This window comes from Janthinobacterium sp. PSPC3-1 (assembly GCF_049896105.1).
Lineage (GTDB): Bacteria > Pseudomonadota > Gammaproteobacteria > Burkholderiales > Burkholderiaceae_D > Janthinobacterium.
Genome location: NZ_JAFCTQ010000004.1, coordinates 131353 through 149514 on the forward strand (window position 1 = coordinate 131353; position 18162 = coordinate 149514).

The 18162-nt window shown below is 62.5% G+C and carries 15 protein-coding genes and 4 tRNA genes; 7 read left to right on the forward strand and 12 right to left on the reverse strand.

Going from position 1 to position 18162, the window contains the following annotated elements:
• Positions 1-28: 28 nt before the first annotated feature.
• From phaP to ACP7B7_RS06770, 4 genes are all read right to left on the reverse strand, one after another.
• On the reverse strand, positions 29-631 hold the full coding sequence (gene phaP, locus ACP7B7_RS06755; protein ID WP_426076132.1) for a TIGR01841 family phasin: 603 nt from the start codon (positions 629-631) through the stop codon (positions 29-31).
• A 106-nt stretch (positions 632-737) separates the two neighbouring features.
• Positions 738-932, reverse strand: coding sequence for a hypothetical protein (locus tag ACP7B7_RS06760; RefSeq protein ID WP_308922070.1), 195 nt, complete (start codon positions 930-932; stop codon positions 738-740).
• The gene (locus tag ACP7B7_RS06765) at positions 910-3171 is read right to left on the reverse strand and encodes an ATP-binding protein (protein ID WP_426076133.1); all 2262 of its coding nucleotides are present in this window, start codon (positions 3169-3171) and stop codon (positions 910-912) included. The genes ACP7B7_RS06760 and ACP7B7_RS06765 overlap by 23 nt, the downstream gene beginning before the upstream one ends.
• Before the next feature lie 113 nt (positions 3172-3284).
• Positions 3285-3698, reverse strand: a complete 414-nt coding sequence (locus tag ACP7B7_RS06770) for a winged helix-turn-helix transcriptional regulator (RefSeq protein WP_426076134.1) — start codon at positions 3696-3698, stop codon at positions 3285-3287.
• Between the two features lie 112 nt (positions 3699-3810).
• Between ACP7B7_RS06770 and ACP7B7_RS06775 the strand changes: the two genes are divergently transcribed.
• Positions 3811-4662 carry an SDR family oxidoreductase gene (locus ACP7B7_RS06775; protein WP_426076135.1) on the forward strand — a complete coding sequence of 284 codons (852 nt, stop codon included), beginning with the start codon at positions 3811-3813 and terminating at the stop codon, positions 4660-4662.
• A 67-nt stretch (positions 4663-4729) separates the two neighbouring features.
• Here the strand turns inward: ACP7B7_RS06775 and ACP7B7_RS06780 are convergent.
• From ACP7B7_RS06780 to ACP7B7_RS06800, 5 genes are all read right to left on the reverse strand, one after another.
• A tRNA-Leu gene (locus tag ACP7B7_RS06780) sits at positions 4730-4814 on the reverse strand.
• An 83-nt stretch (positions 4815-4897) separates the two neighbouring features.
• Positions 4898-4982, reverse strand: a tRNA-Leu gene (locus ACP7B7_RS06785).
• Positions 4983-5054: 72 nt separating this feature from the next.
• A tRNA-Leu gene (locus ACP7B7_RS06790) sits at positions 5055-5139 on the reverse strand.
• A 144-nt stretch (positions 5140-5283) separates the two neighbouring features.
• The gene (locus ACP7B7_RS06795; protein WP_426076136.1) at positions 5284-6369 is read right to left on the reverse strand and encodes an NF038122 family metalloprotease; all 1086 of its coding nucleotides are present in this window, start codon (positions 6367-6369) and stop codon (positions 5284-5286) included.
• 196 nt (positions 6370-6565) lie between these two features.
• Positions 6566-6650: transfer RNA gene (locus ACP7B7_RS06800), tRNA-Leu, on the reverse strand.
• A 369-nt stretch (positions 6651-7019) separates the two neighbouring features.
• On the opposite strand from ACP7B7_RS06800, the gene rnr reads away from it, so the two are divergent.
• From rnr to ACP7B7_RS06830, 6 genes are all read left to right on the forward strand, one after another.
• Positions 7020-9488 (forward strand): ribonuclease R, encoded by a 2469-nt coding sequence (gene rnr, locus ACP7B7_RS06805; protein WP_426076137.1) that lies wholly within the window; start codon positions 7020-7022, stop codon positions 9486-9488.
• A gap of 15 nt (positions 9489-9503) precedes the next feature.
• A complete protein-coding gene (gene rlmB, locus ACP7B7_RS06810; protein ID WP_308922064.1) occupies positions 9504-10247 on the forward strand; it encodes a 23S rRNA (guanosine(2251)-2'-O)-methyltransferase RlmB in 744 nt (247 codons plus the stop codon).
• Positions 10248-10450: 203 nt separating this feature from the next.
• Positions 10451-11200 (forward strand): serine O-acetyltransferase, encoded by a 750-nt coding sequence (cysE, locus tag ACP7B7_RS06815; RefSeq protein ID WP_426076138.1) that lies wholly within the window; start codon positions 10451-10453, stop codon positions 11198-11200.
• 16 nt (positions 11201-11216) lie between these two features.
• On the forward strand, positions 11217-11909 hold the full coding sequence (locus tag ACP7B7_RS06820; protein WP_308922062.1) for a YceH family protein: 693 nt from the start codon (positions 11217-11219) through the stop codon (positions 11907-11909).
• A gap of 87 nt (positions 11910-11996) precedes the next feature.
• A complete protein-coding gene (locus tag ACP7B7_RS06825; RefSeq protein WP_308922061.1) occupies positions 11997-12275 on the forward strand; it encodes a type II toxin-antitoxin system RelB/DinJ family antitoxin in 279 nt (92 codons plus the stop codon).
• 116 nt (positions 12276-12391) lie between these two features.
• Complete coding sequence (locus ACP7B7_RS06830; protein ID WP_308922060.1) at positions 12392-12574, forward strand: type II toxin-antitoxin system YafQ family toxin; 183 nt, start codon at positions 12392-12394, stop codon at positions 12572-12574.
• A 187-nt stretch (positions 12575-12761) separates the two neighbouring features.
• Here ACP7B7_RS06830 and ACP7B7_RS06835 read toward each other — a convergent pair whose 3' ends face one another.
• The 3 genes from ACP7B7_RS06835 to ACP7B7_RS06845 all read right to left on the reverse strand — a co-directional run bounded on the left by ACP7B7_RS06835 (position 12762) and on the right by ACP7B7_RS06845 (position 18112).
• Positions 12762-13910, reverse strand: coding sequence for a GGDEF domain-containing protein (locus tag ACP7B7_RS06835; protein WP_308922059.1), 1149 nt, complete (start codon positions 13908-13910; stop codon positions 12762-12764).
• 210 nt (positions 13911-14120) lie between these two features.
• Positions 14121-15779, reverse strand: coding sequence for a type VI lipase adapter Tla3 domain-containing protein (locus ACP7B7_RS06840; protein WP_426076139.1), 1659 nt, complete (start codon positions 15777-15779; stop codon positions 14121-14123).
• Entirely contained in the window at positions 15776-18112 is a 2337-nt protein-coding gene (locus ACP7B7_RS06845) for a T6SS effector phospholipase Tle3 domain-containing protein (RefSeq protein ID WP_426076140.1), read from the reverse strand. The genes ACP7B7_RS06840 and ACP7B7_RS06845 overlap by 4 nt, the downstream gene beginning before the upstream one ends.
• Positions 18113-18162 lie beyond the last annotated feature (50 nt).

The following is an 18162-nucleotide window of genomic DNA, read 5'->3' on the forward strand; positions in this document are numbered from 1 at the left end:
CGGATTACGGCCTGCGGCCTGATCCGACCTACTTTTTCCTGGCGGCTTTGGGCGCCGCCTTGTCCACCGCTTCCTGCACGCCCGCCGTCGCCTTGTCCGACGCCTGCGCGACCTGCGCCGAGGCCTTGGCGATCTGCTCTTCCACGGTTTTCACGGCCTGTCTGGTGGCCTTGGTCACTTGCTCGTAGCCGAGGAAGGCGTTGTCGATGGCGGCCTTGACGATGGCGACGGCGTTTTCCGAACCGGGCGGCACGTTTTTCGTCACGTCGTAGATCAGGGCGCTCAAGTTGCTTTTGGCTTCGGCCACATGGGCTTCGGCGGCGGTGGTGAACTCGGTGTGGATGTCCTTGATGATTTCATCGAGCTGCTGCTTGTAGGCCTTGGCGCCGGCCACGCCGGGCTGCAGCTGGGCGGCGGCGGCGGCCATGGCCGCTTTCGGATCCCTGGCCTGGCTGATTTCCTTGCCGGCCGCGATGCTGTCTTCCATGCCGGATTTGGCGGTGGCCATGTTCAAGGCCAGTACTTGCTCCACACCCTGCACCGCCTTGGTGGTGAGGGTGTTGAAGGTCATCAGCTGGAATTCGAACAGGGCCTTGGTGGCCGATGCGAATTGTTCGGGATTGGTAAACATGTGGTCTCCTCGGTTTGAATAGATACGTTTTTATCTTCCAATACTCTTCGGCACTGCATTGCCATCGCTTGCTGTCAAGCCGGTTGCCCCGTGTTGTTGTGCCCCATTATTTAACAAGCGCCGGTTTTTCGCAACGGCTATCTTTGTACGGTCCCGAGGCCAGTTCCCAGCCGAAGCCCAGGGTCGATTGCGCGCACGACAGGGTGCCATCGACCTTGCTGCGCCATTTGTACCAGGGCGCCGGTGCGGCCCATGCGGCGGTGCAGGCGGCCAGCAGGCTAGCGGCGATCAGCTGCTTCATCTTGTTCTCCAGTGAAGGCGCCGGCCTGCGGCGCGACGACCGGCAGGTGCAAGGTAAACGTGGTGCCGGCCTCGCTGCTGGCCGCCTCGATATGGCCACCGAGCACGCCGGTGACGATATTGTGCGCCACGTGCAGGCCCAGGCCCGAGCCGCCCGAGCCGAGCCGGGTGGTAAAGAAAGGGTCGTAGATGCGCGCCAGGTCGCCGGCGGCAATCCCCGCGCCATTGTCGGCAATCGCGATGCTGATGGTTTTCTCGTCGGCGCTGGCGCGCGCCGTGATGCCGATCGCGCCGCCGCTGCGCCCTTCGAAAGCGTGGCGCACGCAGTTTTCCACCAGGTTGCTCAGCACCTGGCCCAGCGGGCCGGGGTAGCTGTCCATCGCCAGCTCCGGCGCCACGTCCTGGCTCAGGACATGGCCGGCGCCCTTCAACGTGGCCGACAGCGGCAGCATCAGTTCGGCGATGAACTGGCGCAGCAGGAAGTGGCGGCGCTGCGAGCTGGCGCGGTCGACGGCGATCTGCTTGAAGCTCGACACCAGGTCGGCCGCGCGCTGCAGGTTGCGCAGCACGATGGCGTCCGCTTCGCCGGCCTGCGCCAGATAGGTTTCCAGTTCCGAGCGGCGCAAGCCGTCCTGCAGGCCGGCTTGCAGGGCCTGCGTGCGTTCGGCCATGGTGGTGGCCACCACCAGGCCGTTGCCGATCGGCGTATTGAGTTCATGGGCGATGCCGGCCACCAGCGCACCGAGGGCCGCCAGCTTGTCGCGCCGCACCAGTTCATCCCGGGTAATCGACAAGTGTTCGAGGGCCGCCGCCAGTTCGCGGTTGGCCTGTTCCGACTGTTCCTTGGCCAGGGTCAGCGCCGCCGTGCGCTTGGCCACCAGGTCTTCCAGGTGGGCGCGGTGGCGCTGCAGTTCCTGCTCGTGGCGCATGCGGGCGATCGCGATGCCGGCCAGGTCGGCCGCCACGTCGATCAGCACCAGTTCCTGCGGCACCGGGCTGCGCACTTCGCGGTAATACATGGCGAACGAACCGAGTACCGTGTCGTCCTGGCCGAAGATCGGCTGCGACCAGCAGGCGCGCAGGCCGAACGCGGCGGCCATGCCGCGGTAGGGCGCCCACAGCGGATCGTGTTCGATATCGCTGACGACCACCGCCTCGCCGAGGAACATGGCGGTGCCGCAGGAGCCGACGCCGGCGCCGATCCGCACGCCTTCGAGCAGGTCCATGTACTCGCGCGGCAGGCTGGGGGCGGCCACGCTGTGCATGTGCTGCCCATCTTCGTCGAGCAGCATGACGGAACAATACACGCCGCGCGACTGGCCTTCGATCAGCAGCAGCAGGCGCTCCAGGGTGGGCACCAGCGGCGCGCCCTTGGCGATCATTTCCAGCAGCGCGTTCTGGCCGGCGCGCAGCGCTTCGGCCAGGTTGCGCTCGGTCAGGTCGATGATGCGCGCGTGCACCAGCTGGCGGCCCGGTACCGACAAGCGCATGAGCCGGATTTCGCAGGCGATGGCGTGGCCGTCGCGGTGGCAGCACTCGGCGCGGAAGACCACGATCTTGCCTTGCAGCGTATCGTGCATTTTTTCCTGCAGCAGCTGGGTCGAGGCCCGGCCGTCCGCCTGCCGGCCGGGAAAGACGCGCTCGATGCCGCCTTGCAGCAGGGTCGCTTGGGGCATGCCGAACAGCTTTTCGGCCAGGTGATTGGCGTCGATCAGCAGGGCATTGTCGATGTCGAACAGCAGCACCGCATCGGGCGAGCCGGCCAGGATCGAGTGGTAATTGACTTCCAGCGTTTGCGGATGGACGGGGCGCGGCGGCGCGGCGGCAGGGTCACTTTGATGTGTCTTGTGCAGCGCCAGTTCCATCAGGATTTTTTCGGCCACGTCGCGCGCATTGAACGGCATCTTGATATAGTCGCTGGCGCCGGCGCCCACGCTGCGGCCCTGTTCTTCGGCGCTGGGCGAGGACGACATCAGCAGCAGCGGTACGCCATGGCGTTCGGTGGCATTGCGCAGGCGCAGGCAGGTGGCGTCGATATTGGCGCCGGCCAGCGCCGCGTCAAGCAGGATCAGGTCGGTGCCACCGGCGGCCAGCTCCACGCCGGCATCGATATCGCCGGCCACGCCGGTGCCCAGGTTATGCCGGTCCAGCACATACAGCAGTTCGCGCATATCGCTGGTGGCGCTGCTGACCAGCAAGACCCTGGCGCGGTCGGCGGTGGGGGAAATCAACTGATTCATGGTGTCGCAATCATGACGCCTGTTCGTGGGCCTAGTATTACATCAAGGCCCTTCACTGTAAATGTTCGACTGGTAACAAAAAGCAATAGTATCCGGCAGTGGTATCCGGCAGGTCAGGCGGCCAGGTCCGCCGGCGCGGCCTGCGCCTGTTCGATGCGCGGGTAGTTGTCTTCGATCCAGTCGACCAGCACGGCCAGCCGTTCGGCCGCCTCGCGTCCCAGCGGCGTCAAGCTGTATTCCACCTTGGGCGGTATCACCAGATAGGCCTGGCGCAGCACGAAGCCGTCGCTGCACAGGGCGTCGAGGGTTTGCGCCAGCATTTTTTCGCTGACACCGCCCACTTCGCGGCGCAGTTCGCTGAAGCGCCTGGTGCCGCTCAGCAGCAGCACCAGCACCAGCACCGCCCAGCGGCTGGTCAGGTGGCTGAGCACGGCCCGCGAAGGGCAGGCGGCCGCCATCAGGTGGGCGCCCTGGTTCTGTTTGGCGAGCGCGGCGCGCATGCTGGCGCCGGGAGTGTCTGTGGACATGGTAGTGACCTTGAAAGAATAAATGTTCATACTTACCAAAAGGTACGTACTTACATTTCGTAAGTGGTGGCGCTATTATAGATTGTTCTCACCCAACAACAAAGGACTCATCATGATCGTCATCACCGGCGCCACCGGCAAACTGGGCCAGCACGTTATCGCCTCACTGCTGAAAACCGTTCCCGCCAACACCATCATCGCCGCCGTGCGCAATCCGGCCAAGGCCGCCGGCCTGGCCGCGCAAGGCGTGCAGGTACGCCAGGCCGACTACAACGACGGCGCCAGCCTCGACGCGGCGTTCCAGGGCGCGCGCAAAATCCTGCTGATCTCGTCGAGCGAAGTGGGGCAGCGCGCCCAGCAGCACCAGAACGTGATCGATGCGGCCAGGCGCGCCGGCGTGGCATTGCTGGCCTACACCAGCGTTTTGCGCGCCGACACCACGCCGCTGGGCCTGGCGGCCGAACACGTGATCACCGAAGCGGCGATCCGTGCCTCGGGCCTGCCGTTCAGCTTTTTGCGCAATGGCTGGTACCTGGAAAATCACACGGAACACCTGGCCCCGGTGCTGGAGCACGGCGTGGTGCTGGGCGCGGCGCAGGACGGCCGCTTCTCGTCGGCCGCGCGCCGTGATTACGCTGAAGCGGCCGCCGCCGTGCTGACGGCCGCCGCGCCGCAAGCCATCTACGAGCTGGCCGGCGACGACAGTTTTAGCTTGAGCGACTATGCGGCCGAAGTGGCGCGCCAGTCGGGCAAGAGCATCGTGTACAAGGACTTGCCGCAAGCGGATTTCAAGGCGGCGCTGGTGAGCGTGGGCGTGCCGGAAGGCTTTGCCGAACTGCTGGCCGATTCCGACGCGGGCGCGGCCAAGGGCGGCCTGGAAGAGCATGGCAAGCAGCTGAGCACCCTGATCCAGCGTCCGACCACCAGCCTGGCCGATGCCGTGAAGGCGGCGCTGGCGAAATAAAAGGGGCGGCAGAATGAAAAAAGCCGCAGACTCATGAAAGTCTGCGGCTTTTTTGCGAATTAGGTAATGGTGCCCACGAAGGGACTCGAACCCCTACACCCGAAGGCACATGGACCTGAACCATGCGCGTCTACCAATTCCGCCACGTGGGCACTGATGCTGCTGTATTACTTTATTACTTGACTGCTCTTGCCTTGCTACTTTACTGCGGATAACAACGACAACCACTCGTTGCTGGTGCCCACGAAGGGACTCGAACCCCTACACCCGAAGGCACATGGACCTGAACCATGCGCGTCTACCAATTCCGCCACGTGGGCATATGTGCTACCGACTACTATTACCTTACTTCTGCTGCTTTACTGCGGATAACAACGAAAACTGCCCGTTGCTGGTGCCCACGGAGGGACTCGAACCCCCACACCCGAAGGCACATGGACCTGAACCATGCGCGTCTACCAATTCCGCCACGTGGGCATTGTGCTGCTTTGCTGCTTTCTTGCTCATCGCTGCGTGTTCTGCAGCGACGGACAAAATCATAAGGGTTGGCGCGCATTCGGTCAATCAACATTTGCTGTTTTCTTCAAGAAAGACTGTTTTCACGTGAAAAAAGCGCCTTCCCTATGAAAACTGCCTGTTTTTATGGCGCAGCAAGGCCATCAGCGCCAGTCCCAGGCCCAGCAGGGGCAGGGTGCCCGGCACGGGCACGGCGAACAGGCTGACGTCCCAGCCGATGGCGTCCAGGGCGATCAGGTCGCTGGCGCTCAGCACCAGCCGTTCGCCATAGGCGACGGTCGGGTCCATGATGCCCAGACCGAGCTGGTCGCGCCAGTGGCTGGCCTGGCGGCCGTCGCCGTGGTAGGCGCCGTTGGCAAACAGCGGTCCGCGCGTGAGGCCGCCATCGAGCGAAAAATACTTGTCGCGGTTGTCGGCCGTCCAGTCGATCACGCCGGCCGCGGTGCTGTCATCGGAATAGCGGAACAGGTCCAGCGGCGAGACATAGGTAAATTCGATGTCGTCATATGGCCCGCCCAGCGGCGGCGAGTTGTAATCGAGAATATCGACGCCGCTCAGGAATCCCAGCGCGTGGCCGATCTCGTGCATGGCGACGCCGATAAAGTCGATCGCGTTGGCGGCGATGCCGTTGCCGGGATCGAAATCGAAGGTAAAGTCGCTATTGAACTGGATAAAGCCGTCGCAGTCGCCCAGGCAGCCGGGCAGTGACTGGCCCGGTGGTGCCAGGCCCAGCGCCTTGGCTTCCGCGTTGCTCATGTACAGGTACTGATTATTGTCGTCGCCGTTGTTGTCGATATACGGCACCGCGCTGCCGGGACCGTTCGGATTGTTGGCCGTATTGTTGATCAGTACGCCGAAATCGCCGCCGCCGGGCAGATGCGCCAGTGCCTGATTGTCGTAGGCCGAGGTGACGTCCTGCGCCAAGGCGTTGCGCACGTCGCCGTAGCGGTAGAACGCTTCGCTGGAGCCGGTCTGGCCCAGGATGCTGTTGCCCAGCGAATTGAAGCCGACCGTCAGTTCGATCGTGACGTTGTCTTTCAGCACGCGCGACCATTGCGCGGCGGCGGCCTGGAAGCCCTGCTGCGCCTGCAGCGAGGTGCCGGGAACGTATTGCAGGTTGAAGATGGGGGCGGCCAGGCAGGTCAGGGGCAGGCTGGCGGCCAGGCACAGGAAAAATGAACGGGCTTTCATGGTGGCTCCACGGAGTGAGGGGGTATGCCACCACCACGCAAAAAGCGTGCTCGTCTTTAATAATCAGGGACTTGCGTTGAGGACAGGGTGATCGACGCCGTGGATTGTCAGAAAGTCCGACAGCCAGGATATGCCGGCAAGAAATGAAAAAAGCCGCAAACTCGTGAAAGTTTGCGGCTTTTTGCGAATCCGGTAATGGTGCCCACGGAGGGACTCGAACCCCCACACCCAAAGGCACATGGACCTGAACCATGCGCGTCTACCAATTCCGCCACGTGGGCACTGATGCTGCTTGACAAGTAATACCTGCCAATTCTGCTATTATAGCGACTTGAAGAGTTTTGCGCCAGATGAGCTTTCGCTCCATACTGCACATCAACCCTGTACCGCTTTCCTGTAACGCCCCACCGTTGAAGGTGATTCGCTGCAAGAGACAAGGATTATAGAGCAATATTTGCCGATGTCAAATGCCTGGCGCGCTTTTCCACAAATTTTCATCAAGGAGCGAGCAGGCCTGTTTCCAGTACGCTGTCTGTTAGGCAAACCAAGGCGTCGTCCGGTACACTACGGCCTATCACCGTGTCAATTGACGGTGATGTCATCGGCCTGTTTTCCGTTTGATCACTGTCAATACAACTATAGAAATACTTTTGAGCCAAAATACCCACACCATCCCCAGCCGGGAGGACATTCTCGGCATATTCCGCAGCGTCAACGCGCCTCTCGATCCGCAGTCACTCGGGAAAACGCTGCAAGTGCATGCCGATTCCATGGATGTCCTGGTTCGTCGCCTGAAGGCGATGGAGCGCGACGGCCAGCTCAAGTCTGACGCCAGCGGCATCTTCAGCCTGGCCGACCAGAGCGCGCTGGTGGCCGGTCGCGTGACCAGCCACCGCGACGGTTTCGGTTTCGTGATACCCGACGACGCCAGCGCCGACCTGTTCCTGCCTGAAAAGGAAATGCAGAAAGTGCTGCATGGCGACAAGGTCATGGCCCGCATCGTCGGCACCGACCGCCGCGGCCGCCCGGAAGGCACGATCGTGGAAGTCACCTACCGCGCCAATACCCATGTGATCGGCCGTCTGATCCAGGAAAACGGCACCTGGGTGGTGGCGCCGGAAGACCAGCGCATCGGCCAGGACATCCTGGTCACCGGTTCGGTCGGCAAGGCGAAAGCCGGCCAGATCGTCAGCGTTGAACTGACCGAGCAGCCGATGCGCTTCAAGCAGCCGGTCGGCAAGATCGTCGAAGTGCTGGGCGCGCTGGACGACCCCGGCATGGAAATCGAAATCGCCGTGCGCAAGTTCAATGTGCCGCATATCTTTTCCGCCGCTGCCCTCAAACAAGCTGAAAAGCTGCCGTTCGAAGTGCGCGCCGCCGACCTGAAAGAGCGTGTCGACCTGCGCGACGTGCCGCTGGTCACCATCGATGGCGAAGACGCACGCGACTTCGACGATGCCGTGTACTGCGAGCCGGTCAAGATCGGCCGCACCAAATGCTTCCGCCTGATCGTGGCGATCGCCGACGTCAGCCATTACGTGAAACCGAACGACGCGCTCGACACCGACGCGCTCGAACGCAGCACCTCCGTCTATTTCCCGCGCCGCGTGATCCCGATGCTGCCGGAAAAACTGTCGAATGGCCTGTGCTCGCTGAACCCGGCGGTCGACCGTTTGACCCTGGTGTGCGACGCCGTCGTCAGCGAGAAGGGCGAGCTGAAAGCCTACCAGTTCTACCCGGCCGTGATCCATTCCGCCGCGCGCCTGACGTATGACGAAGTGGCCGCCGTACTGGGCAACACCAAGGGTCCCGAAGCCGCGCGCCGCGCCGATATCCTGCCGCACCTGCAAAACCTGGAACTGGTTTACCGCGCCTTGTTGAAAGCGCGCAGCGAGCGTGGCGCCATCGATTTCGAGACCAGCGAAACCTATATCGTCTGCAACAGCGCCGGCAAGATCGAAAAGATCATCCCGCGCACCCGCAACGAGGCGCACAAGATCATCGAAGAGTGCATGCTGGCGGCCAACGTGTGTGCGGCGGACTTGCTGCTGCGCCACAAGCATCCGGGCACCTACCGCATCCACGCCAGCCCGACCAAGGAAAAGCTCACGCAAGTGCGCACCTTCCTCAAGCAGGTCGGCCTGAACCTGACCGGCGGCGACACGCCGACAGCCACCGATTACCAGACCCTGATGCGGCAGATCAAGCTGCGTCCCGACGCGGCTCTGCTGCAGACCATGCTGCTGCGCTCGATGCAGCAGGCCGTCTACAGCCCGGACAATATCGGCCACTTCGGCCTGGCGTACGAAGCGTATGCCCACTTCACCAGCCCGATCCGCCGCTATCCCGACCTGCTGACGCACCGCGCCATCAAGGCTATCTTGCAAGGCAAGAAGTACGAGCCGAAACTGTCCGACAAGACCGTGCTCAACACCAACGTGTCGAACGCCACGCGCAAGCAGCAGGCGAAAGACAAGGCCGAAGGCAAGCCGAAGAAGACCGATCTGACCATCTGGGATGCTTTGGGTGTGCACTGTTCCGCCAACGAACGCCGCGCCGACGAAGCGTCGCGCGACGTGGAAGCCTGGCTCAAGTGCTATTTCATGCAAGACAAGCTCGGCGAGGAATTTACCGGTACCATCACCGGCGTGACCACCTTCGGCGTGTTCGTGCAGCTGGACACCCTGTTTGTCGAAGGCCTGGTGCACGTCACCGAGCTGGGTACCGATTACTTCCAGTACGACGATGCGCGCCATGAACTGCGCGGCGAACGCACCGGCAAGCGCTATCAATTGACCGACCGCCTGACGGTGCAGGTCGCCCGTGTCGACCTGGAAACGCGCAAGATCGATCTGCGCCTGGTGACGGAAGGCGAAGTGGCTGGCGAAGAAGTGTCGGACAAGCTGGCCGGTGGCAAGCGTAACAAGAAATCCATGGTCAAGCCCGGTCCCGCGACCGAGCAGCGCCATGAAATCAAGGCCGGCGGCGCCAATGGCAGCAATGGCGCAGCCAAGCCGAAACGCGGCAAGTCCGCCAGCAACACCCCAGTCGCGGCACCTGCCGCGGCGGCGCCACGCGCAGCAAGAACTGGTTCGAAAACAAGCAAGAAGAAGCGATAGAAGAAACGATACACCATGAAGAATAAAATGATTTTCGGCTTCCACGCCGTGACCTCGCGCCTGCGTCATGAAGCGTCGTCGGTGGAAGAAATTTTTGTCGACGCCAGCCGCGTCGACGGCCGCATGAAGGACATGATCGCCGCCGCCAAGGCAGCCGGCGTGCGCGTCATGCCCGTCGATTCGGCGCGCCTGGACAAGATCGTCGGCACCCGCCGCCACCAGGGCGTGATCGCGTTTGCCTCGCAACTGTCGCTGGCGCGTAACTTGGACGAACTGCTGGACGCCGTCGACGGCCCGCCGCTGCTGTTGATCCTCGACGGCATCACCGACCCGCACAACCTGGGTGCCTGCTTGCGCGTGGCCGACGGTGTCGGCGCACATGCCGTGATCGTGCCGAAAGACCGCGCCGTGGGCCTGAACGCCACCGCCGCCAAGGTCGCCAGCGGCGCCGCCGAGACCGTTCCGTATATCACCGTGACGAACCTGGCGCGCACCATGCGCGAGCTGAAAGAGCGCGGCATCTGGCTGATCGGCACCTCGGACGATGGCGAAAAAGGCCTGTACGAAGCCGACTTCACCGGCCCGACCGCGCTGGTGATGGGTTCCGAAGGCGAAGGCATGCGCCGTTTGACGCGCGACACTTGCGACATCCTCGTCAATATTCCGATGTTCGGCTCGGTCGAGAGTTTGAACGTGTCGGTCGCCTCCGGTGTGTGTCTCTACGAGGCACGTCGCCAGCGTATCGCGCTGGAAGCCTGAAAAACGTCCATGGCGGCGTTGCATTGCCTCGCCGTACTATTCGTACTGTCTTCGGCAATGCGCCTTGCCCTGAACGTTTTGTAGCGCTTCCAAAAAAGATCAGCCGCCGCCCTAGAGGCGGCGGTTGTTTATCTGCCTCTCCGGCAGCACGCCGCCGAATACGCTACCATTTGCATCCTGTCACCGATTAAGAACCACGTCCCATGTTCCACCACCTGCGCGAAGACATCAACAGCATCATCGAACGTGACCCGGCCGCCCGCAATGGCTGGGAGGTGCTGACCTGTTATGCCGGCCTGCACGCCATCGTCATGCACGGCTGGGCGCACTGGTGCTGGCTGCGGCGCATGAAGTGGCTGGGCCGCTTTATCTCGTATGTCGCGCGCATCATCACCGGCATCGAAATCCATCCCGGCGCCGTGATCGGCCGGCGCGTCTTTATCGACCATGGCTTCGGCGTGGTGATCGGCGAGACGGCGGTGGTCGGCGACGACTGCACCATCTACCAGGGCGTGACCCTGGGCGGCACTTCGCTGCACACGGGCAGCAAGCGCCATCCCACCCTGGAGCGCGGCGTGATCGTCGGCGCCGGCGCCCAGGTGCTGGGCAGCTTCACCGTGGGCGCCTACGCCAAGGTCGGCTCGAACGCGGTGCTGCTCAAACCCGTGCCGTCCGGCGCCACGGCCGTCGGCAACCCGGCGCATATCGTGCAGAAGGACCTCAACGCCCTGCGCGAAGGCAGTACCGCCCATCTGTTCGCCGCCTATGGCGTCACGCCGAACGGCGACGATCCGCTGTCGAAAGCGCTGCAGGGCCTGATCACGCACGCCGTGGCGCAGGAGCAGCGCATCGAAACCATCCTGGCGACCCTGAAGCGGGCCGGCATTTGCTGCCAGGGTGTGCCCGAGTGTGATAAATTGGATACGGAACAGATGAACAAGCTGGTGGACTAGTGAAAGAGGATGACGCATGAGTACTGAAGCAAGCGCAGCAAACACCGATAATCCCAACCTGCTCGACCCGTTCGAGATCCGCGTACTGGCCGTGCTGGCCGAAAAGGAAGCACTGACGCCGGACAGCTATCCGCTGTCGCTCAACGCCCTGACCAACGGCTGCAACCAGCTGTCCAGCCGCGATCCCGTGATGGCCCTGTCCGAAGAAACCGTGTACGACGTGCTGCAGCGCCTGATGCAGCGCAAGTTCGTCAACGGCATCACCCAGGCCGGCGCGCGCGTCGCCAAGTACGAACACCGCATGCGCATCAAATGGTCGCTGGAACAGGACAAGCTTGCCATCCTCACCATCCTGATGCTGCGCGGCCTGCAGACGGCCGGCGAAATCCGCAGCCGCAGCGGCCGCGTGCATGAGTTCAAATCCGTGGCCGAAGTGGAATCCGGCCTGCAGTTCCTGATCGACAAATACCCGCCGCTGGTGGCCAAGCTGGCCGTCGCCCCCGGCGCGAAAGAGCCGCGCTACGGCCACCTGTTGGGTGGCGCCGAAGCGCTGGCGCAGATCGAAACGGCGGCAGGCTACGCCGGCGCCGTCAGCGCGCCGCAGCAGGGCAGCAGGGTGGCCCAGCTGGAACAGGAAGTGCTGCAGCTGCGCAGCGATTTCGATGGCCTGGCGGCGCAGTTCGAGGCGTTCAGAAAGCAGTTTGAATAAGTCTGGCTTGGAGCCAGAGGCGCGCCATCACTGCGGCATATAAAATTTGAGATACAAGGTATCTCAATCATGCAATGGAGACCCAGGATGGCTACGACAACAATGGTCCACGTTCGCGTGGACGAGCAGCTCAAGGCAGATGCTACCGAGGCATTGAACGCCATGGGTCTGTCCGTTTCAGATGCGGTACGTGTTTTTTTGATGCGTGTGGTGGCAGAAAAACAGATGCCATTCACGCTCAAGGTACCGAACGAGGAAACACGTGCGGCCATGGCTGAAGCGGATGAGATTGCAGGCACGCGGCGTGCCCGTTTTGCGACTGCTTCTGAACTGTTTGATGACCTCGAAAAAGCCAGCAGCCAGTAAGCGAGCTCCTTTTCCAAGAGCGGCGGACTATGCCAAGTCTTTCCTGAAGGACTGGGAACGTCTGTCTCGTGCTGGGCGCTATGACATGCATCGTTTGAAAGAAGCGATGTCTGCTCGTGGCAAATGATATCGCTCTCGGCGCGGAATGGCTCGATCATCCGCTCATTGGCAACTGGGCGGGCCACCGGGAATGTCATATCGGGGGCGACTATCTGCTGCTCTACAAGCTGGACGACACCGCAAAACCTGGTTTGATCATCTTTGTACGTGCCGGCTCACATGCCGATCTCTTCGAGTAACTGACTAATTCGCCTGATAATTGGCCGGATCGATGGCCGGCGTGCCATGGTGGCCAAACACGTCGCCGCCGTTCGGGTGCTTTTGTGTGCGGCGCTTTTCCTCTGGCAGGATATTTATCTTGCTTTCAGCTGGCGCCAGTTCTTTCGCTTTTTCAGCGTCTACCTGATTTCGCGGCGCCGGCCGGTATCAGGCGGCCCGCACCACTCGCACGCTGTCACGCCCCTCGCGCTTGGACGCGTACAAGGCGGCGTCACCCAGTTCGAGCAGCGCGGATAAACTTGCCGGCGGCTGCTCGAACAGCGTGGCGCCCACGCTCAGGGTCACCGCCTTGGGCGTGGCAAACGCCTGCTGCGCCATCTGTCCGAACATGCCGCGCAAGGCATTCCCCAGCGTGACCACGCTGTCGCTGCTGGCGCCGCGCAGCAGGATCACGAACTCATCCCCACCCAGCCTGGCGGCCAGGGCGCTCTGCGGCAAGGTATTGCAGATCATTTCGCTCAGCGCCACCAGCAATCTGTCGCCGGCACTGTGGCCGTGCAGGTCGTTGACCTGCTTGAAGTTGTCGATATCGATCAGCAGCAAGGCACCGGGACTGTGCGGCGTGGCCTGTGCCAGCAGGCCGGGCGCGCGCTGGTCCAGGGCGCGGCGGTTGTACAGCGCCGTGAGCGGGTCGCGCGCGGCCAGCTGCCCGATGCGTTCTTCGCGGCGGTGGCGCTCCGTGCCGGTCATGGACAAGGCGATCAGCATGATCGCCATGGCGCCCTCCACCAGCGAAATCCGGATCACCTCGCCATGGAAGGCGGCCAGGTCGACGAAGGCATCGAGCGCAACGATCGATGCGGCCTTGGCAAAGTAAAACAGGCCATGCAGCAGCAGGACGTAGCGCAGCTGCACCGCGCCCACACTCAGTGAAACGCCATGGGGGCGCAGCAGGAAGCTGGCGCGCAGGCTGACGCCTGCAATGAGCAGCGACTGGATGACGAACATGACCCTGGACCACCACGCCGCGTCGGGCAGCAGCAGCACGGCCAGCCAGGCAAGGGCAAGCAGGTACCACGCGCGCGACAGGCGCGTGTCCGTGAACCTGGCGACGCCAGCCAGGAACAGCCAGTGGGCGGCGATCAGCAAGCCGTTGGCAAACCAGATACCGATCAGCAAGTAGCCGCTGGTGCGCAGCAGGGCCAGGGTGCAGCCGACGGTGATGACGGCGAACCCCGCGCTCCAGAACAGCAGCGATTTTTCGCGCACGCTGCGCCACTCCACGGCCAGGTAAAGCGCGGCGGCAGCGGCCAGCGCGGTCGAGAGGATAAGGATGGTGGAGGGATCGAGTGCCATGTATCAGGAGGGACGTGAGTATCCTCGGATTAACCGATGAAGTGAGGGACGCTATTTTAGCGTTCTTCACGACAAGTGTAGCCCATCTTTATCGACCACAAGTATCAAGCTGGAGGCGATGTCTCACCCGCTGGCTGAAGCTTATGAGATTGCAGGCACGCGATGTGCCCGTTTTGCTACAGCGGCTGTTGCGTCACCTTCTGAAACTGACTAATTCGCCGGATAATTCGCCGGATCGATGGCCGGCGTGCCATGGTGGCCAAACACGTCGCCGCCGTTCGGGTGCTGTTGTGTGCGGCGTTTTTCCTCCGGCGGCGGACTGACCAGCACGATGGACGCTTCCCGAGGGTTGCGCAGGTTGACCGCCGCGCTGACGCCGCCATCGCGGTAGCTGCCCATCAAGCCGATGGCGATTTGCACGAACCAGGTAGCCGCACCCGTGTTGCCGAGACGCCGGTCGGTGTCGATCCACTGTGCGGGGTTGCCGCTGTCGAGTTCGGTGCCGCCATCTTCTGCGTGCTTCATCAAGGTCCTGTGCAGCGTGATTAACTGTTGCGTGTCGCCGCCGGTGGCGGCCACCAGGCGTGCCGGCGCCGCCGGCCGTTCTGTCTCGGGCAGGCTGCGCAGCGCTTCCCGCCAGCCCGCCTGCAAAGCCTGTTCGCGCTGGTCGCGGCGCGTCAGGAGCTTGCCGTCCGCGTCGACCATTGTCACGAAGGTGGGGCGGTGGATAAAGCCCAGGGTGGGCAGGCGGTCCAGCTGGGCCAGCTGTTCACGGTTGAAAGGCATCGGAAACCAGGGCGTCGGCTGCCAGTCCTTCGGCGGGTGGTAATTGCGGCCATGCAGCTTGTCGAGCCGGCTGAAGCTGCCGGTGCCGCGAATATCGGTACGGCGGGCGAACTGGGCGGCGACGGGCAGCCATTCTTCGATGGTGGGTACGCGTCCAACGGATGAACCGGCGTTCGATACCGGGACTTTACGTGTCAATTCATCATAAGCAAGATACAGTCGCCGCGCCACGCCGTAGTTGTTGAGGTCGTCGACACTGTCCTCGGGCGGCGCATCGTCAAACGCAAACTTGCGCACGGCATCGATGCGCTCGCGCCGGGCCAGCACGAACAGGGCAGAGGCATCTGGCATTTCGGGGATGTAATAGCCGTTCCTGACCAGCGATGGTGATCCATCAGGACGGTACAAGTCGCGCGTGGACATGCTGTCCTCGGAATTGAGCACGATGTAAGGCACATCGGGGTTGGCATCGAAAAAGGCAAATACATCTCCAAGGATACGGTCAGGATATTCGCCAAAGCGGCGTGCGCCCGCGAGAAACAGATGCCAGTGCAGGCCGGAGGGGGCGGCGCCAGCAGCCAGGCCTATTGTGGGAGAATCGGGTGTATCCAGCATGTCCGTATCATGAATGGACGGCTCGGCATTAAACACGGGCACGCCAAAATACATGGGGGTCTCCCGTGCACCATTTTCCAGCGTGTCGCCACCACGGCCACCAGCAATGCCCGATCTTTCCATTTCATCCCATGTATATTTTTGAATATCCTGCTCGCGTATGCTGGCATGCGGGTTTCCCTTTTGCAGGGCTTCCCATAGTTTGCCCTGACGATATTTATCCAGCGTCACGCCCATGCCGATTACCTCCAGTACATACTCGCGCCGGGATTGCTCGCTGACGGGTGCTGCTTGGGTGATCGGCTTGGCTGCTGGGGCCGGGCTCTGCTGATTGAACCAGCGCGTGCCGAGCAAGCTTGCGGCAACAATAGGCGGTATCAGCAAGAGCGATTGAAGGTACTTCCCTGTCCGGCTGGTCATCGTATGGTCCTCTAAGAACGGCATGGGGATGGATGGCATGTTTTTCATTTTGGACTATCGTTGATGGCCCGTCGGCCGAGAGGAGGGAGCACAGATTCTGTGCGTCGCCCATTGACCGTTTCGCACACTACTGTGGACGGCAAACCCGCTTGCAGAGCCGGAATGCACGTAGGTAATTCTCCAGAGCTATAGTAGTGAGCATTCCCCTCAATAAGTTCTTTGCGTGCCGAAGGCTCTGTGGCCCAATAGGGGGCAAATTGCGCGAGAAAAACTTTCCATCTCAATATCGATGGACGTTCAAGTACTTTGATATTTTTTTGCAACCGCCAATCCGCCACCGCACACAAATACCGGTAAAACTTGGGATCACTGCTTGCTTTGCCGCCGCCAATCGCCACGTCATACGCGGTCACATGGCAATGATTTTCCGCGTTGCCGATAATCGCGCCGTGGAAGGACTTGGGGCTGATTTCATGCTGCCAGCGCTTGCGCGCCGCATTGGGCGTTTCCAGGGGATCGATATACAGCTGGTCGCCGCCGTACGGGTAGCGCGCGACACGTTCGAGCTTGCGCCAGTCTCCTGGCGTCTTGCCCAGATTGAGTGCTTGCTCCACCTGTTTGTGCGCAGCCGGGCTGAAAGGGCCATAGTCATGTACTGCTTTCCGGTCAGGCTCGGCACGAGGATCCGTGACGACTTCTCTCGGAAGCTTGCGCAAGCCCTGGCCGCTGGTCACGGCGATGGCGGCGTCGATCGGGTCGACTTCTTCGCACGGGCCTTGCTCCTTGCGCGGCAGCGTGGTCTGGCTTGAGTCGGCGGGGAACTGGCCGGGACGCAGTTCTCCGCCATCGAGCACGGCGGCCGTGGGCACGTTCAGCGCTTCGCCGTTGATGGTGCGCAGGCCTTCACGCCGGCCCGCTTCGGTCGAAAAGATATTCCATTTGCCGGGCGGGACGGGCGGCCACCGGGCCTCGTCGTGGCTGGCGCGATGACCCCGGTTGGCGCCGGCCACATGGGCGTGGTCGTCCTCGCCATCGAGGCGCAGGGCGAAATCGTGCGGCGGCAGGCCGACCAGCACCGGGCCGGTGGTTTTCTTTGCCGGATCGAGGCGCCGTTTGGCGGTAAACACGCGCTGGTAAAATCCCGCGCCCAGCTCCCGCAAAGGCTGGCGGCGCTGATATTCCTTTTCCCAGTAGGTGGGGCCGTCGCCCCAGATGCTTTTTTCCTTCTTGCCTTTTGTCGTCGACAGGCGGTTGCCGCCCAAGTGATCGGGCACGCCCTGCCAGCCGATGCCCTGCATATTGTCCAGCGCGACCGTCATGTCTTCCGGGCAGAAGTACAGATACACCTTGCCGCGGTTGTCGCGGTCCGCCTCGGCTTTCCACGGTGCGCCTGCCATGCCGTGGCACAGCGTATCGTCCTTGATCTGGCCGAAGGCGGGCGTGGCGTGCTTTTTCGCGACCACGCCCTGCACGATATTCACCAAGGTCTGCAGGCGGGCATGGAAAGTCTGGCGGTTGTTGATGGCGTCATATTTGCCTTCCATCGCCGGGTCCTGGCCGCCGCCAAAGATTCGGCTTGTTTCGATGGTGCCGAAAAACATGGTGGTCTCTTCCACCAGGCTGTAGGGCGGATGCGTGAGGATCAGGGTATCGGCCGGCCGCTTGCCTTCGTCCAGCAAAAATGCTTGCGCCAGCAGCGAAATCAGGCAGCCCTGGCTGTGCGCGACGATGGAGACCACTTCGTTGCTGTCGTAGTCGCGGATCATGGCGATCAGGGCCGCCAGGCGCCTGGCGGCCAGCACCATGTACATGCGTCCCGGCGCCGTCATCAATGGCCGCACCGGATCGCCGCCCACGTCGAGCGGCGAATACAGACCCTTGTTCCACATGTCGGGCAGGGTATTGGTGGCGTTGCCGAAGGGGCCGCCATTTTTCGACATGTCCTTGTCGAGCCGGTTGCCGTGGCGGTCGGTGTTCTGGCCATTGACGACCTTGGCCGCATTGCTGCGCTCCCGGAAGCCCCAGTAAAACGGGATCACCGGGCTGTTGGTGGTATCGACCAGATGGCGCCTGAAGTAGATCGCATCCGGGTCCGGCTCCAGCTTGTCCTTGTCGCCTGGCTGCGGCATGCGCCAGACTGCGGGGCGCAAGATCGCCGGCCCGCCTTCACGCATGCCATACAGGCGCGCATCGAGCCCCTGGCACAGTCCCTTTTCAATCGCCTCGAAGCTGGTGCCCACATCGTTGACGCCGTGGATCACGATCACATTGCCGGGCAGCTCGCGCCGCACGCGTACATGCGCCAGTTGCTGCGGTGGACGTCCACACTGCAGCAGCGCCTGTTCGCTGCCGGTCACATAGGGAATCTTCGGATATGCCATCGCCGCGCCTGTGTTCCATGCTGCTGGGAAACACAGTGTAGGGCGATGGC

Excerpts from the sequence above, each read along its gene's own strand:
- ACP7B7_RS06765 (WP_426076133.1), bottom strand. The coding sequence starts at position 3,171 with ATGAATCAGTTGATTTCCCCCACCGCCGACCGCGCCAGGGTCTTGCTG.
- ACP7B7_RS06825 (WP_308922061.1), top strand. The coding sequence starts at position 11,997 with ATGGCTACGACAACAATGGTCCACGTTCGCGTGGACGAGCAGCTCAAG.
- ACP7B7_RS06795 (WP_426076136.1), bottom strand. The coding sequence starts at position 6,369 with ATGAAAGCCCGTTCATTTTTCCTGTGCCTGGCCGCCAGCCTGCCCCTG.
- ACP7B7_RS06840 (WP_426076139.1), bottom strand. The coding sequence starts at position 15,779 with ATGAAAAACATGCCATCCATCCCCATGCCGTTCTTAGAGGACCATACG.
- cysE (WP_426076138.1), top strand. The coding sequence starts at position 10,451 with ATGTTCCACCACCTGCGCGAAGACATCAACAGCATCATCGAACGTGAC.
- ACP7B7_RS06835 (WP_308922059.1), bottom strand. The coding sequence starts at position 13,910 with ATGGCACTCGATCCCTCCACCATCCTTATCCTCTCGACCGCGCTGGCC.
- ACP7B7_RS06820 (WP_308922062.1), top strand. The coding sequence starts at position 11,217 with ATGAGTACTGAAGCAAGCGCAGCAAACACCGATAATCCCAACCTGCTC.
- ACP7B7_RS06845 (WP_426076140.1), bottom strand. The coding sequence starts at position 18,112 with ATGGCATATCCGAAGATTCCCTATGTGACCGGCAGCGAACAGGCGCTG.
- phaP (WP_426076132.1), bottom strand. The coding sequence starts at position 631 with ATGTTTACCAATCCCGAACAATTCGCATCGGCCACCAAGGCCCTGTTC.
- rlmB (WP_308922064.1), top strand. The coding sequence starts at position 9,504 with ATGAAGAATAAAATGATTTTCGGCTTCCACGCCGTGACCTCGCGCCTG.
- ACP7B7_RS06770 (WP_426076134.1), bottom strand. The coding sequence starts at position 3,698 with ATGTCCACAGACACTCCCGGCGCCAGCATGCGCGCCGCGCTCGCCAAA.
- ACP7B7_RS06760 (WP_308922070.1), bottom strand. The coding sequence starts at position 932 with ATGAAGCAGCTGATCGCCGCTAGCCTGCTGGCCGCCTGCACCGCCGCA.
- ACP7B7_RS06775 (WP_426076135.1), top strand. The coding sequence starts at position 3,811 with ATGATCGTCATCACCGGCGCCACCGGCAAACTGGGCCAGCACGTTATC.